At 59.0% G+C, this 14,459-nt stretch carries 12 protein-coding genes; 3 read left to right on the top strand and 9 right to left on the bottom strand.

Annotated features, from left to right (window positions below):
- Positions 1-120: 120 nt before the first annotated feature.
- The 9 genes from ACRESJ_RS00110 to ACRESJ_RS00070 all read right to left on the bottom strand — a co-directional run bounded on the left by ACRESJ_RS00110 (position 121) and on the right by ACRESJ_RS00070 (position 11,598).
- A complete protein-coding gene (locus ACRESJ_RS00110) occupies positions 121-1,050 on the bottom strand; it encodes a ketoacyl-ACP synthase III (protein ID WP_431756048.1) in 930 nt (309 codons plus the stop codon).
- A gap of 301 nt (positions 1,051-1,351) precedes the next feature.
- Positions 1,352-2,944, bottom strand: a complete 1,593-nt coding sequence (locus tag ACRESJ_RS00105; protein WP_431756047.1) for a flagellar hook-associated protein 3 — start codon at positions 2,942-2,944, stop codon at positions 1,352-1,354.
- Positions 2,945-2,957: 13 nt separating this feature from the next.
- Positions 2,958-4,970: a flagellar hook-associated protein FlgK gene (gene flgK, locus ACRESJ_RS00100; protein ID WP_431756046.1), complete on the bottom strand. Its 2,013-nt coding sequence runs from the start codon at positions 4,968-4,970 to the stop codon at positions 2,958-2,960.
- A 17-nt stretch (positions 4,971-4,987) separates the two neighbouring features.
- A complete protein-coding gene (flgJ, locus tag ACRESJ_RS00095; protein WP_431756045.1) occupies positions 4,988-6,268 on the bottom strand; it encodes a flagellar assembly peptidoglycan hydrolase FlgJ in 1,281 nt (426 codons plus the stop codon).
- Between the two features lie 11 nt (positions 6,269-6,279).
- On the bottom strand, positions 6,280-7,389 hold the full coding sequence (locus ACRESJ_RS00090; protein ID WP_431756076.1) for a flagellar basal body P-ring protein FlgI: 1,110 nt from the start codon (positions 7,387-7,389) through the stop codon (positions 6,280-6,282).
- A gap of 18 nt (positions 7,390-7,407) precedes the next feature.
- Positions 7,408-8,103, bottom strand: coding sequence for a flagellar basal body L-ring protein FlgH (gene flgH, locus ACRESJ_RS00085; RefSeq protein WP_431756044.1), 696 nt, complete (start codon positions 8,101-8,103; stop codon positions 7,408-7,410).
- Between the two features lie 53 nt (positions 8,104-8,156).
- Positions 8,157-8,942 carry a flagellar basal-body rod protein FlgG gene (flgG, locus tag ACRESJ_RS00080; RefSeq protein ID WP_431756043.1) on the bottom strand — a complete coding sequence of 262 codons (786 nt, stop codon included), beginning with the start codon at positions 8,940-8,942 and terminating at the stop codon, positions 8,157-8,159.
- A 45-nt stretch (positions 8,943-8,987) separates the two neighbouring features.
- Positions 8,988-9,728: a flagellar basal body rod protein FlgF gene (locus ACRESJ_RS00075; RefSeq protein WP_431756042.1), complete on the bottom strand. Its 741-nt coding sequence runs from the start codon at positions 9,726-9,728 to the stop codon at positions 8,988-8,990.
- Between the two features lie 307 nt (positions 9,729-10,035).
- Positions 10,036-11,598, bottom strand: a complete 1,563-nt coding sequence (locus tag ACRESJ_RS00070) for a sigma-54-dependent transcriptional regulator (protein ID WP_431756041.1) — start codon at positions 11,596-11,598, stop codon at positions 10,036-10,038.
- A gap of 369 nt (positions 11,599-11,967) precedes the next feature.
- Between ACRESJ_RS00070 and phhA the strand changes: the two genes are divergently transcribed.
- The 3 genes from phhA to ACRESJ_RS00055 all read left to right on the top strand — a co-directional run bounded on the left by phhA (position 11,968) and on the right by ACRESJ_RS00055 (position 14,413).
- A complete protein-coding gene (phhA, locus tag ACRESJ_RS00065; RefSeq protein ID WP_431756040.1) occupies positions 11,968-12,759 on the top strand; it encodes a phenylalanine 4-monooxygenase in 792 nt (263 codons plus the stop codon).
- A 104-nt stretch (positions 12,760-12,863) separates the two neighbouring features.
- Complete coding sequence (locus ACRESJ_RS00060; RefSeq protein ID WP_007975310.1) at positions 12,864-13,220, top strand: 4a-hydroxytetrahydrobiopterin dehydratase; 357 nt, start codon at positions 12,864-12,866, stop codon at positions 13,218-13,220.
- Positions 13,220-14,413, top strand: a complete 1,194-nt coding sequence (locus tag ACRESJ_RS00055; RefSeq protein WP_431756039.1) for an amino acid aminotransferase — start codon at positions 13,220-13,222, stop codon at positions 14,411-14,413. Before ACRESJ_RS00060 ends, ACRESJ_RS00055 begins: the two co-directional genes overlap by 1 nt.
- Positions 14,414-14,459 lie beyond the last annotated feature (46 nt).

The following is a 14,459-nucleotide window of genomic DNA, read 5'->3' as shown; positions in this document are numbered from 1 at the left end:
CCGCGTGCCAGCCCCTTTGTTTTCAAGGTTTTAAAGCCAGAAAGTCGGCGTCAATAAAACGCAAAACGCCCGGTAACTTACGTTACCGGGCGTTCTTCATTGCGACTGCGCAGAGGTCGATCAGCCGCGATAAAGAATCGCCGACCCCCACGAAAGGCCCACGCCAAAGCCACTGATGGCCACACGCGTCCACTTGGAATCGAATACATGGTTTTGCAGCAACAACGGAATGCTCGATGAAACCGTGTTGCCAGTTTCGAGCATGTCCTTGACGAACTTCTCCGGCTCACCTTCTTCGAAACGGCGCGCCACCGCATCGACGATGGCCGCGCTGCCCTGGTGAATGCAGAAGGCATCGATGTCGCTGGCTTGCAAGTTCGACTCATCCAGCAGCTCATGCAAATGCGCCGGGACTTTGAGCAAGGCGAAGTTGAACACCTGGCGACCATTCATGAAGAACACGCCGTCGCTGACTTTCAGGTGTGGCGCACCGGAACCATCAGTGCCGAACTTCGACTTGCCCAACTGCCAGACAGCGTTTTCACCCATCCAGGTCGCGGTGGCGGCATCGCCGAACAGCATGGTGGTGTTGCGGTCTTCAGGGTCGACGATCTTCGAATACGGATCGGCGGTGATCAGCAGGCCATTTTTCAGCCCTGCCGCTTCCATGAAGCCCTTGATCGCATAGATGCCATAAACGTAGCCGGAACAGCCCAGGGAAATATCGAATGCAGCAACATGAGTCGGCAGGCCCAACTTGTCCTGAACGATTGCAGCGGTATGCGGCAAGCCTTCTTCATCACCGTTCTGGGTGACGACGATCAAGCAGTCGATGGCTTCACGCTTGAGTTCGGGACTGGCGGCGAACAACGCATTGGCGGCTTCGACACACAGATCGGAAGTTTCCTGATCGGCATCCATGCGCGGCAAAAACGCTGAACCGATTTTGCCAAGGATGAAGGTTTCGTCCTTGTCGAACTTTGCACCCTGGGCGTAGTTATCAACCCCGGCTGCCGGCACGTAACTCGCTATATTTTTTATGCCAATCATTATGGCTTCCCAATAATAAACAGCTGAACATCGCCGCTCGCTGAACCGAGGGCGTCTACAGTCAGGGCCTGGCATCGTCGGAGCTCAAGCAAACACCTTGAACAGTCCGCCACCTTTCACCGCCCGCAGACAGGATACAGTGAAGATGCGCGTTTTGACTGACGGGTCACTCAGAGATCAGTGCTTTATTTGATTTTGTGGCCAAGAAAGCGCACTACCCCGCTTCGTCCGACACCGAAAAAAAGGCAAAAAAAAGCCAGCCCCCTATGACAGGAGCTGGCCGCGAGCGGTCAAGACCGACTCAAAGCTTGTTGAACAGGCTCAACTGGGAAACCTTGGCGAACGCCAGTTGCGCCGCCTGCAGCATGGTTTGCTGCAAGGTCAGACGGGTCAGTACTTCAGCCGGGTCAGTGTTCTTGATCGAGTTGTTCGTCGATTCGTTGATTAAGCTGGTGCTGGTGTTCTGCTCAGTCTGCATATCCATCACATTGCCACGTGCACCGATCGCACCACGTGCCAGGTCGACCTGGTTCTTGGAGTTGTTCAGGTTCGCAATGGACGACGCAATCGTATCTTCGAGAAAACGTTGCGCGGCCGGATTGCCCTGAGTCGGCGTATCGAGGGCCGAACGTAGCTGACTGATGGTATCGAGTACATTTTGAGTCTGGTGGGTATTGACCGCGATATCGAACTGATCACCCGCTGCTGGAGTCGGCGGCGTGCCGCCCAAGGTAAAGCTGACGCCGGCCGCCGTCGCCACGCCGGCCACTACAGTCCCGGTGGTGACCGGGGTGCTCGTGCTGGTCAATGGACGGGCGTACAGCTCGAAGGCGCCAGGACCGGTGAACTTCAGGACTGCGCCGCCTTCAGGGAAGAAGCTCTTGTAGTCGGCAGCGTTGGTCACCGTGGTCTGGGAAATGATCGCCGTCGACGGGTTGTTCGGTGCGCGGTTGGCGACGAAGCTGTCCGGTTTGGCCGTCAGCTGGAAACTATGATCTTTAATCACAGCATCGGCACTGGCGGAATCAGCGGGGGTGTCACCAGCCTGGAACGTGATATCCAGCTTGAAGGTCACACCACGGAAATTGACGTCGGAACCGCCCTTGGCATTCGGGTCAAACTTGCCACCGCCAGCCGCTTCGGCAGTCACGTCATTACCCAGCGCATCGGTAATCTTGAACTGGGTGCTGCTGGTGAACGACATGGTGTAAGGCTGACCGCTGCGGAAATTTGCATCGAAAGCCGGACCAGAACTCACCAGTCCCGGCGACAAGGCCACACGCCCATCGTCGACAACCGGCAAGGTCATCTTGGTCGAACTACGGGCCGCATTGATCGCCTGCTGGAAAACATCCCATCCGGTATCGTTGAGGCCCAGCGACATCGAGTCGCCGATCTTCAGCTCCAGCTGGGTCTGGTCGCCCTGATAGCTGTAGGTGCCATCGCTGTTGCGCGCGAAAGGCTGCGTATTATTGCTCGCGCCGGAAAAGATGTACTTGCCGTTGGCGTCCTTGCTGTTCATCAGGCTCAGCAATTGCTCCTCGGACTGTTTGAGCTCTGCCGCAATGGATTTGCGGTCATCGTCGTTCAACGAACCACCACCGGCACGCACCGCCAGTTCACTGACTTTTTGCAGCACGTTGTTAATGCTGTCGAGCACACTTTCTTCCTGTGCTTGAGCCGTGTTCAACGCATTGATGTTGGTGGTGTACTGACCCAACATGGCTTTTTGCTGTTCGAGTTGCAGCAAGCGAGCCGCTCCAACCGGATCGTCCGCCGCGGTTTCGAGCTTTACACCGCTGCTGGCTTGCTCAGCCGTCTTGACGACGTTGCTGAGGTTGCGGGAATAGTTGGCTGCCGTCGTGGCGTAATACTGTGCAGTAGAAATGCGCATGTTCTACGGCTCCTTAAAGGGCATTGATCAGGGTGCTGAAAATTTCCTGCGCAGTCTTGATGATCTGCGAAGAAGCCGTGTAGTACTGCTGGTACTTGGTCAGGTTGCCTGCCTCTTCATCGAGGTCGACACCCGACAGCGAGTCACGGGCGTTTCGCGCCCCGGTCAGGATGGTGTCCGTTGCCGTGGCATCAAGCTGGCCCTGCTTTGTTTGGGAGCCGACGGTCGATACCAGGCCACCATACGCATCGGTAAAGCTCACACCCGGGCTGGTGGTGGTTGCGCCGACGGTAGCCTTGGTTTGCAAAGCGAGCAGTGCCTGGGCGTTACGGTTGTCAGTGCTGTCAGCCGCCGTCATGGCAATGTTGAAACTGTCGCCCGACTTGGGGCTACCGCTGACAGTCATTCCCACGCTGAAGGTTTTGGCGTTGCCACCCGCATCGGTGTAAGGCACCGAAATACTCACATCATTGTTCTGGCCTGGCACGATGCTGCCGGTGCCGATGCTGTTGCCTTTGGCGTCGAATACTTCATAGGCGCTGGCGCTGGTCATGAGCATGCGAACAGGCATCGATGCCTTGACCGCTGTCTGCACGTCAAGGCGCTGTACCGGATCGTAAATATCCAGGGCAGTGGTCAGGTTTGGCTGGCTGACCGCACCGGTGCCGTTGTTGCCCGAAGCCTTGGTAGACGTCAGTGGAGCGGAAGTGGCCAAGGTTTTAGTGTCGGTCATGACCGTGGTCATGTCGGCGGCGCTGCTGCGGGTCGGAGTAATCTTGAATGTATCGCCAGGATTCACGCCGGCGCCATTCAGGCTCAGGCTGAAGCCATCGATGACCGGATCCGCTGCAGGCGGAGTGGCGAAGGCGAAGTTGCCCATATCAGAGTTATCCGACAGGCGACGCACGTTGTACCCCGTAGCCGTAATGGTTACCTGATAATCGCTGGCCGCCAGTTTACTGGTGTCCTTGATGGTGACGTTCAGGTTGCCGGATGCCGGATTGTTATCGGCGCCAGCAATGCTGCGCTGGCTGATCGCTGCCGCACTGTTGATGTTGTTGAACAGCGCCGCGCCGAAGTTGCCGTTCTGATCCAGCCCTTGGCCCAACTGCTTGTTGACCTGATCGGCCACGACCATGGCGATACGACCCAGGCCATTGACCGCAGGTGTCAGCACCTCGTTGCGATAACGCACCAGCCCGCCCATCTCGCCACCGCCCATCACGTTGGTGATGTCGATCGACGAACCATTACGGTCCATGATGATCGAGGACTGGGTCGGGTCGGTGGGATCGACCGCTACACGCAACTTATTGACAGTGTCACCAATCACCAGCGGCTGGCCGCTGCCCAGATAGATGTCCAGTCGCCCTTCGGTCTGAGTGACCTGGGTACCAACCAATTCATTGAGCTGGCGAATGGTTTCATTGCGTTGGTCCAGCAGTTCGTTCGGCGTGCCGCCCGAGCCGCTGACTTCGGAAATTTTCTTGTTGTAAGCAGCAACGGTCGACGCCAGCTTGTTGACCTGATCGGCCATAGAGCCCAGTTGATCATTGATGTACGTACCTTGCTGCTTCAACTGTTGCGAAATGGCATTGAAGCGCCCGCTCAGGCCTTGGGCATTGGTCAGCAACGCCTGACGAGCAGCGCTGTCATTGGAATTGCCAGCCAGGGTTTGCAAGGAGGCAAAGAACGATTGCAGCGTTTTGGTCACGCCAGTGCCGCTGTCGGACAGCAACTTGTCGACCTGGGTAGCCTGCTTCAGATAAGCCTGCGCATCACTGTTGAGCGAAGTGGTGGTCTGCAACTGCGCATCGAGGTAGCTGTTGTACACCCGACGCACATCTGCCAGCGAGGTGCCGGTGCCGATGAACACATTGCCGTACTGAATAGAACCTTTGCTGTTCTGCACAGTTTGTTGGCGCGAGTACCCGACGGTATCGACGTTGGAAATGTTGTTACCGGTAGTCACCAACGAGGCGTGGCTAGCGGACAGACCCGACATGCCGATATTGAGCAAACTCATTGTTCAGTCCCTTATGCCTATAAAGGCGTGGTGGAAGCGCCCGCCGCAGCGTAGTTCTGGTAACTCGTCATCTGCTTGGCTATCTGCGAAATCTTGCTGGCGTAGTTCGGGTCGGTTGCGTAACCGGCCTTTTGCAACTCGCGTACAAATTGTTCTGGGTTATCGGCCGACTTCACGACATCTTGATAGCGATTGTTGCTCTGCAATAACGTGACAAGGTCATGGAAACTGTCCTTGTAAGAGTCATAGGAACGGAACTCGGCCGTCTCCTTGACCATCTCGCCATTCCTGAATTCGCTGGTGATCGCCCGCGCCGAATTACCCTGCCAATTGCTGCTGGCCTTGATGCCGAACAGGTTGTGGCTGCTGCTGCCATCCTGGGCGCGCATGACCGACTTGCCCCAACCGGTTTCCAGGGCAGCCTGAGCCACCAGGTAACGTGGATCGACACCAATACGGTCGGCGGCCTCTTTGGCCATTGGCAGCATGGTGTTGACGAATTCGTCGGCGGAGCTGAAGGCTTTCTTTGCCGGTGCCAGCGGGATTTGCGCAATGGCGCGACCGTGAATCTGCAGGCCCCCGCTCGACGCGGCTTGTGCGCTCGCCAGCCAGTCGCCGTTGTACAAAGGCCCTGCACCGGTGGTTGCGACACGCTCCGGCAATGACGTCTTGTTGACTGCTGCGGGGGTCGTCGTGGCGGAAGGCACCAGGCCAGCCAACAGACGATCAGCGAGCTTCGGTGGCAACGCCAGACGCCGTTGATTGATCAGCGCCATGTCATTGCGATGCGCGCCCTCGCCTGTCGGCGCGTTGACCGAACGCGAAGCCCACAACGGACGCTCGCCATTGACCCGCGACAGCGGCCCGTTGATCGCCACCGTGCCGGCCGCCACTGGCGTCTGCGCGGCGGCTTTCGCGGCTTCCTGCTTGGCGGCGGACAAGCTCGCCGCCTCACCGGGTGCCAACGGTTTGTTCTTCGACATCTGCCGCATCAGCACATCTGCCAGCCCGATACCACCGCCCTCGCGGGACATGGAAACCGCCAGTTGCTGGTCGTACATTTCCTGATATTGCTTGGCTTCAGGCGTATTGAGCGGGTTGTCCTTGCTCAGCGCTTCGGTGGCCGAGCGCATGGACTTGAGCATTTCGCCGAGGAACAGCGACTCGAACTCCTGCGCGACCTTGCGCATGTTGGCATCGCTGTTCTTGTCGCCGACCTTGAGCTGGTTCAGCCGGTTCAGGTCGGAAAATGATCCTGAATCGCTGCTGCTGATTCGACCGCTCTTGTACATGTCCATGGTCGCCGTCCTCAGATCACGATCAGGTCGGCTTGCAACGCGCCGGCCTGTTTCAATGCTTCGAGAATGGCCATCAGGTCACCCGGTGCGGCGCCCACCTGGTTCACCGCACGCACGATCTCGTCCAGGGTCGTGCCCGGGCCGAACTTGAACATCGGCTTGGCTTCCTGCTCGGCATTGACTCGCGAGCGCGGCACGACAGCGGTCTGACCATTGGACAGAGGGCCTGGCTGGCTGACGATCGGGTCTTCGGTGATAGTCACCGTCAGGCTGCCGTGGGTGACGGCGGCCGGGGAAACCTTGACGTTCTGACCGATCACGATGGTGCCGGTACGGGAGTTGATGATGACTTTCGCCACCGCCTGACCCGGATCGACTTCGAGGTTTTCGAGGATCGACAGGTAGTCGACACGCTGGCTCGGATCCAGCGGCGCGGTGACGCGAATCGAACCACCGTCGATGGCCTGGGCCACGCCTGGGCCGAGCATGTCGTTGATCTTGTCGACGATGCGCTTGGCCGTGGTGAAGTCGGAACGGTTGAGGTTCAAGGTCAGGCTGTTGCCCTGATTGAAACCGCTCGGCACCGCCCGCTCAACCGATGCACCACCAGGGATGCGACCGGCCGACGGAACGTTGACGGTGATCTTCGAACCGTCGCGACCTTCAGCATCGAAACCGCCAACCACCAGGTTGCCTTGGGCGATTGCGTAGACGTTGCCATCGATACCTTTGAGGGGTGTCAGCAGCAAAGTACCGCCGCGCAGGCTTTTTGAGTTACCGATCGACGCCACGGTGATGTCGACCTGCTGACCCGGCTTGGCGAAGGCTGGCAAATCAGCACTGATCGACACCGCCGCAACGTTCTTCAACTGCACGTTGCCCGAACCCGGCGGCACCTTGATGCCGAACTGCGAGAGCATGTTGTTGAAGGTCTGCAGGGTGAACGGTGTCTGGGTCGTCTGGTCGCCGGTGCCATTAAGCCCGACCACCAGGCCGTAGCCGATCAATTGGTTGGAACGCACGCCGGAGATGCTGGCGATGTCCTTCAGCCGCTCGGCCTGAGCATTGAAGGCTGCCGACAGCATCAGGGCAGCAACGATGAGACTTCTGAAGTTCAACATGCTCAACGGGAAAGCCACCTAGAAAGGGAACAGCGGGCTGAGGAAGAAACGGTCGAACCAGCCTGGCTGACTCGCATCGGCAAACGAACCGGTGCCCGAATAGGTGATGCGCGCATCGGCGACACGGGTCGACGAAACGGTGTTATCGGTCGAGATATCGTCGGCACGAACCAGCCCGGCAATGCGCACCAGCTCGTCGCCGGTGTTGAGCGTCATCCACTTCTCGCCACGTACCGCAATAATCCCGTTGGGCAATACATCGGCCACCGTCACGGTGATCGAACCGGTCAGGGTGTTGCCCTGCGCCGCCTTGCTGTCACCCTTGGTCGCGCGGTCGCCTTCATAGCTGGCGTCCAGACTCAGGTCGCCGCTGCCAAACGGATTGTTGGTGTTCGGGGTAGAGCCGAACAGCGAGCTCAGGCCGATGCTGGTCTTGCTGTTCTTGCCGATTTGCGAGTTGGCGTTTTTGCTGGCCTGGGTCTTCTCGTTCAGGGTGATGGTGATGATGTCACCGACCCGGAACGCCTTGCGGTCGCTGTAGAGATTCTGTTCAAACCCGGCCTGATAGATCGAGCCGTTGTTCGCCGCAGCCGGCAGCGGCGTACGCGGCAACACCGGGGCGTAGTAAGGGTCATTGGGCTTTGGCGTCGCAGGCACGCAGCCTGCGAGCGCGGTGATCCCACTCAATGCCAGAACAGAGACGAAGCGTTTCATGACCCTTACCTCACGGTGTTGCAGGCGGTCTCATGACCGCCTCATAGACTTGATTACAGATTCTGCGTTACGAACGAGAGCATCTGGTCGGCGGTGGAGATCACCTTGGAGTTCATCTCGTAGGCACGCTGAGTGGTGATCATGTTGACCATCTCTTCAACGGTGCTGACGTTGGATGTTTCCAGGGTGTTCTGCAGCGTGGTACCGAAACCGGCCAGGCCCGGCGTACCGACTTGCGGTGCACCACTGGCGGCGGTTTCCAGGAACAGGTTGTTACCCACCGCCTGCAGGCCGGCGGGGTTGATGAAGTCGGCGGTTTGCAGGTTGCCGATCACCTGGGAGGCAGGGTTGCCGGCCACAGTGATGGACACGGTGCCGTCCTTGCCGACCGTGAACGTCTGGGCATCGTTGGGAATGACAATCGCCGGTTCCAGGGCAAAGCCGCTGGCGTTGACGATCTGGCCATTGGAGTCCAGGTGGAAAGTACCGTCACGGGTGTAGGACGTGGTGCCGTCCGGCTGCAGGATCTGGAAGAAACCGCGACCGTCGATGGCCATGTCCAGCGGCTGCTCGGTGGTTTGCAGGCTGCCGGCGGTGAAGTTTTTCTGGGTGCCAACGATGCGCACACCGGTACCCACTTGCAGACCCGACGGCAGCTCGCTGTCCTGGGTCGACTGGGCGCCTGGCTGACGCTTGATCTGGTAGAGCAGGTCCTGGAACTCGGCGCGGTCACGTTTGAAACCCGTGGTCGACACGTTGGCCAGGTTGTTGGAAATGGTGGTCAGGTTGGTGTCCTGGGCGGACAGACCGGTTTTGGCAACCCATAGAGCCGGAAGCATTCAATTCTCCTCGTGCGCCTGTTTTACGGCGCGACGTTCTGATAATTAGCTGATCTGCAAGACCCGAGCCATGGCCTGGTCGTCTTCTTTGGCGGTGTTCATCATCTTGATGTGCAGCTCGAACTGCTTGGACAAAGCCAGCACCGAGGTCATTTCCTCCACGGCATTGACGTTGCTCGACTCAAGAAAACCGGACACCAGCTTGACGTTGGCATCGGCTTGCGCCGGCTTGCCGTCCTTGGTGTGGATCGAACCGTCCAGGCCCTTGGTCATGTTCTTGAAGTCCGGATTGACCAGCTTGATGCGGTCGACCTCCGCCATCACGCGAGGGCCTTCACCCATCGCACGGATGCTGATGGTGCCGTCCTCGCCCACTTCGATCTGCTGCTCGGGCGGCACGGCAATCGGTCCGCCATTGCCGATCACCGGCATGCCATTGCCGGCACGCAGCACGCCCAATGCGTCAACCACCAGACTGCCGGTGCGCACATAGCTTTCACCGCCATCGGGGTTCTGCACCGCCAGCCAGCCGTTGCCTTGCACGGCCACATCGAGGTCGCGACCGGTTTGAACCAGTGAGCCAGGAGAAAAGTCGGTGGCCGGGCGTTCGGACATGGCAAACGCACGCGCCGGAAAGCTGTCACCGAACACCGGCATCGAACGCGCCTGCTCCAGGTCTTTCTGGAAGCCGTTGGTGGAGATGTTCGCGAGGTTGTTGGCATGGGCCTTTTGCGCCAGAGCATTCTGGCTGGCGCCGGTCATTGCCACATAAAGGTACTTGTCCACAATCTTTCCTCTGCCTGCTGGACGTTTGCCGCCCACTGCTGTACTGATGAGCCATAAGCAATTTGCAGACCAACTTGTTTTTGGCGACGTGAGGCCCGGTAAACAAAGGACTTGAGGGGGACAGAGGGGATTAGGGGAATTGTGTCAGAGACGAAAAACCGGCGGTGTCATGCCGCTAACGGCAAATGCCGACCTGCACAGCGATCGTTCCCACGCTCTGCGTGGGAACGCAGCCCGGGACGCTCTGCGTCCCAAAAGCGGACGCAGAGCGTCCGTTGAGGCGTTACCACGCAGAGCGTGGGAACGATCAGTCACCGAGGCTCTTGCCCACCTCGTAATCACGCAACTTATTGGCGATGGTGGTATGGGAAACCCCCAATCGCTTGCCCAGTTGCCGACTGCTCGGATGCTCGGAATAGAGGCTTTCAAGCACCGCTTTTTCGAAACGACCGACGATCTCGTCCAGACTGCCTTCCAGCGAAAAATCGCCAAGGGGCTGACGCACGCCGTAGTCCGGCAAACGAATATGCTCTGCCTTGACCGTCCCGCCATCGCACAGGGAAACCGCCTGGAACAACACGTTTTCCAGTTGCCGAACATTGCCCGGCCAATGGTAATGACTGAGTCGCTCCATGGCCGCTGGCGCCAGCTTGGGCAGCGGGCAGCCGATCTGCCGGCTGGCCTGATCGAGGAAGTGTTCCACCAGCGGCGTCAATCCGTCGAGGCATTCGCGCAGCGGCGGAATATGCAGCGATAACACATTCAAGCGGTGGTACAGGTCCTGTCGAAACTCCCCGCGCGCGCACAACTCCGAGAGATCGACCTGAGTCGCGCAAATCACCCGCACATCCAGATAAACCTCTTCATCGCTGCCTACACGCCGGAAGCAACCGTCCTGCAGGAAGCGCAGCAACTTGACCTGCAAGCGCGGGCTCATTTCTCCGACACCATCGAGAAAAAGCGTACCGCCCGCCGTGAGTTCCAACAGCCCAAGCTTGCCCTCGGCCCGAGCCCCTTCGAAGGCACCGGGGCCGTAGCCGAACAGTTCAGTCTCAGCCATGGATTCCGGCAGGCCCGCGCAATTGAGCGCCATCAAGGGCGATTGCCCCCGGGGGCTGGCCAGATGGCAGGCGCGTGCCAACAATTCCTTGCCCGTGCCGGTTTCGCCTTCTATCAATAGCGGCGCATCCAGTGGCGCCATGCGTCGTGCCTCGCGCACCACTGCTGCCATCACTTTCGAACTTTGGAAGATGCTGTCGAAGCCGCGCAATTCCTGCTTGCGCACGTTATAGATACGCTCGCCCACGCGGTCGGCGCGGTGCAGCGTCAACACAGCGCCGGCCATGGCCTCGCTGTCGTCATGCTCCGATTGCAGTGGCGCGATGTCAGCCAGAAATACATCGCCCTTGACCTTGACCCGCAGCCCGTTGATTCGCGATTTGTTGGCCCGCACCAGTTCCGGCAAATCAAAATCCTCGGCGTAACGCGACAGCGGAATCCCTGGCACCTCGTCGACCCGCACGCCCAACAGTTGCGCCGCCGCACGGTTGGCCGCCACGATCGAGCCACCCATGTCGATCGACAACACCGGGAACTCCAGGGCACCGAGCAGCGCATTGAGCTCCATGTGCCGACGCTCGCTGGGCATCAGCCCTACGCGCTTGACGCCAAATACCCCGCCAATCGCCTCGAATTTCGGACGCAGCGCCTGGAACTGAATGTTGATCAGATTCGGACAGTGCAGATAGATCGCGTTGCCATGCTCCCCGCCCACCTCGCCGCGAGCGACGTTGATGCCGTACTCCACCAACAGGTTGAGAATGTCGCGCAGGATGCCGATGCGGTTCTGGCAGTGGACTTTGATACGCATATGAAAGACCTGATAAACGATGATTGACCTGTGGGAGCCAGCCTGCTGGCGATGGCGTCGCAGCAGGCGATTTGATGTCGAATGACACACCGCTATCGCCAGCAGGCTGGCTCCCACAGGTTTAGCGCCCGACTTTTCTGCCGAGGCACCCAGATAGTCGTCAAGATTATGTGACAGGTGGAGCGCTTTTCCCACCCGCCAATCTCAACATCTGCGCGACAACGGCAAAACCGTAACGAAAACTTTACGAATATCGAAGGATTTTCCTACGCACGGCTCGAACCATCTGCTGCAACAACGCAATTCATGGGTTATTCCTAAGTCCATAGCAGCACATAACAAGAACGAAATCCTTAGCAGGAGAGCAGCATGAAGCAGACGCAATACGTGGCTCGCGAGCCCGATGCGCAAGGTTTTATCGACTACACCGCCGAAGAACACGCGGTGTGGAACACGCTGATCACTCGCCAAATGAAAGTGATCGAAGGGCGTGCGTGCCAGGAGTACCTGGACGGTATCGAGAAACTCGGTCTGCCCCACGACCGCATTCCGCAACTGGGCGAGATCAACAAGGTCCTCGGTGAAACCACCGGCTGGCAGGTCGCCCGCGTTCCGGCGCTGATCCCCTTCCAGACCTTTTTCGAATTGCTCGCCAGCAAGCAGTTTCCAGTGGCTACCTTTATTCGTACCCGCGAAGAACTGGATTACCTGCAAGAGCCGGACATTTTCCACGAGATTTTCGGCCACTGCCCATTGCTGACCAATCCCTGGTTCGCCGAATTCACCCACACCTACGGCAAACTCGGCCTGCAAGCGACCAAGGAAGAGCGCGTGTACCTGGCGCGGCTGTACTGGATGACCATCGAATTCGGCCTGCTCGACACCCCGCAAGGCCAGCGCATCTACGGCGGTGGCATCCTGTCCTCACCGAAGGAAACCGTTTACAGCCTGTCCAGCGAGCCGGAGCATCAAGCTTTCGATCCGCTGGAGTGCATGCGCACGCCGTATCGCATCGACATTCTGCAACCGGTGTATTTCGCGCTGCCAAACCTCAAGCGCCTGTTCGACCTGGCCCACGAAGACATCATGGGCATGGTCAAGCAAGCGATGCAGATGGGTTTGCACGCACCTAAATTTCCGCCAAAACCAAAAGCGGCGTGAACCGCAGCTTTTAGATTCAAGTGAGCCTGTCCGGCGCCGACGCTTTGCTTTAGCGTGGTGACACTGACGGCCGAACCCCAATAATTCGAATTCAGGAATACATCATGTCCACACTGAACCAAGCCCACTGCGAAGCCTGCCGCGCCGACGCTCCACAAGTCAGCGACGAAGAATTGCCGATCCTGATCAAGCAGATCCCGGACTGGAACATCGAAGTACGCGACAGCATCATGCAGCTGGAAAAAGTCTTCCTGTTCAAAAATTTCAAGCACGCCCTGGCGTTCACCAACGCTGTCGGCGAAATCTCCGAGGCAGAAGGTCATCACCCTGGCCTGCTGACCGAGTGGGGCAAAGTCACCGTGACCTGGTGGAGCCACTCGATCAAGGGCCTGCACCGCAACGACTTCATCATGGCCGCGCGCACTGACGAAGTGGCCAAAGACGCCGAGGGCCGCAAATAATGCATTTCGACGCCATCGGTCGAGTGCCTGGCGACCCGATCCTGGGCCTGATGGAGGCCTATGCGCAGGACCCGAACCCGCGCAAGTTCGACCTTGGCGTGGGCGTCTATAAAGATGCCCAGGGCCTGACGCCGATTCCTCAGTCAGTGAAACTGGCCGAGGCGCGTCTGGTGGGCTCCCAAACCACCAAGATTTACATCGGCGGTCATGGCGAACCTGCCTTCGGCAAAGCGATCAATGAGTTGGTGCTCGGCGCCGATTCCAAGTTGATCGCCCAACACCGCGCCGGCGCCACCCAGACACCGGGTGGCACCGGTGCGTTGCGCCTGAGCGCCGAACTCATCGCCCAGTGCCTGCCGGGCCGTGGCGTGTGGCTGAGCAATCCGACCTGGCCGATCCACGAAACCATTTTCGCGGCGGCCAAGGTCAAGGTCAGTCACTACCCCTACGTGGGCAGCGACAACCGCCTCGACGTCGAGGGCATGCTCGCCGTGCTCAACGAAGCGCCGAAAGGTGACGTTGTGTTGCTGCACGCCTGCTGCCACAACCCGACCGGCTTCGATTTGTCCCATGACGATTGGCAGCGAGTGCTGGAAGTAGTGCGCCGCCGTGAATTGCTGCCGCTGATCGACTTTGCTTATCAAGGTTTCGGTGATGGCCTGGAGCAGGATGCCTGGTCGACCCGGCTGTTCGCCGCCGAGTTGCCGGAAGTGCTGATCACCAGTTCCTGCTCGAAGAACTTCGGCTTGTACCGCGATCGCACCGGTGCGCTGATTGTTTGTGCGAAAAACGCAGACAAGCTCATCGACATCCGCAGCCAATTGGCCAACATCGCCCGCAACCTGTGGTCGACCCCACCGGATCATGGCGCCGCCGTAGTGGCGACCATCCTCGGCGATCCGGAATTGAAAAATCTCTGGGCCGACGAAGTGGAAACCATGCGCGTTCGCATCGCCCAATTGCGCAGCGGTTTGGTGGAAGCCCTTGAGCCCCACGGATTGCGCGAACGCTTTGCACACATTGGTCAGCAGCGCGGGATGTTCTCCTACACCGGGTTGACGCCTGAGCAAGTGAAAAACCTGCGCGACCATCACAGCGTCTACATGGTCAGTTCCGGGCGGGCCAACGTGGCGGGTATCGATGCCACGCGCCTGGATTTGCTGGCTGAGGCCATCGCCAAGGTCTGCAAGTAACACACTTCTCCATGTGGGAGCGGGCTTGCTCGCGAAAGCAGTGTGT

Origin of the sequence: Pseudomonas sp., assembly GCF_050739655.1 — a bacterium.
In the GTDB taxonomy this organism is placed as follows: Bacteria; Pseudomonadota; Gammaproteobacteria; order Pseudomonadales; family Pseudomonadaceae; genus Aquipseudomonas.
This window is presented reverse-complemented; position numbering and strand designations above follow the sequence as displayed.

Coding starts and splice junctions, on each gene's coding strand:
- ACRESJ_RS00105 (WP_431756047.1), bottom strand. CDS start 2,944: ATGCGCATTTCTACTGCACAGTATTACGCCACGACGGCAGCCAACTAT.
- phhA (WP_431756040.1), top strand. CDS start 11,968: ATGAAGCAGACGCAATACGTGGCTCGCGAGCCCGATGCGCAAGGTTTT.
- ACRESJ_RS00070 (WP_431756041.1), bottom strand. CDS start 11,598: ATGCGTATCAAAGTCCACTGCCAGAACCGCATCGGCATCCTGCGCGAC.
- flgG (WP_431756043.1), bottom strand. CDS start 8,942: ATGCTTCCGGCTCTATGGGTTGCCAAAACCGGTCTGTCCGCCCAGGAC.
- ACRESJ_RS00090 (WP_431756076.1), bottom strand. CDS start 7,389: ATGTTGAACTTCAGAAGTCTCATCGTTGCTGCCCTGATGCTGTCGGCA.
- flgH (WP_431756044.1), bottom strand. CDS start 8,103: ATGAAACGCTTCGTCTCTGTTCTGGCATTGAGTGGGATCACCGCGCTC.
- flgJ (WP_431756045.1), bottom strand. CDS start 6,268: ATGGACATGTACAAGAGCGGTCGAATCAGCAGCAGCGATTCAGGATCA.
- ACRESJ_RS00110 (WP_431756048.1), bottom strand. CDS start 1,050: ATGATTGGCATAAAAAATATAGCGAGTTACGTGCCGGCAGCCGGGGTT.
- ACRESJ_RS00060 (WP_007975310.1), top strand. CDS start 12,864: ATGTCCACACTGAACCAAGCCCACTGCGAAGCCTGCCGCGCCGACGCT.
- flgK (WP_431756046.1), bottom strand. CDS start 4,970: ATGAGTTTGCTCAATATCGGCATGTCGGGTCTGTCCGCTAGCCACGCC.
- ACRESJ_RS00055 (WP_431756039.1), top strand. CDS start 13,220: ATGCATTTCGACGCCATCGGTCGAGTGCCTGGCGACCCGATCCTGGGC.